General features: G+C 72.1%; 1 protein-coding gene. It reads left to right on the top strand.

Going from position 1 to position 344, the window contains the following annotated elements:
- A partial coding sequence (locus KMS84_RS39515; protein ID WP_256921482.1) for an acyltransferase domain-containing protein occupies positions 1–344 on the top strand: 344 nt, incomplete at both ends.

Here is a 344-nt window from a genome sequence, read left to right as displayed (position 1 = left end):
GCGACGGGGCGTGCGGCGCTGGAGTACCGGGCGGTGCTGGTCGGCCGCGAACAGGACGACCTCCTCGCCCAGTTGGAGCAGTGGGAGCGGGGGGCCGGGGGCGTCGAACCGGCCGGGGAGGGCGCGACGGCGTTCCTCTTCTCCGGTCAGGGATCCCAGCGGGTGGGCATGGGGCGGGAGTTGTACGAGGCGTACCCCGTGTTCGCGGCCGCCTTCGACGACGTCTGCGCCAGGTTCGACGGAGCGCTTCCCGGGTCGTTGCGCGACGTCGTGTTCGGTGATGGGGAGGCGTTGGAGCGGACGGTGTTCGCGCAGGCGGGGTTGTTCGCGTTGGAAGTGGCGCT

The sequence above is a fragment of the Streptomyces hilarionis genome (assembly GCF_024539675.1).
GTDB classification, from domain to species: Bacteria; Actinomycetota; Actinomycetes; order Streptomycetales; family Streptomycetaceae; genus Streptomyces; species Streptomyces hilarionis.
This window is presented reverse-complemented; position numbering and strand designations above follow the sequence as displayed.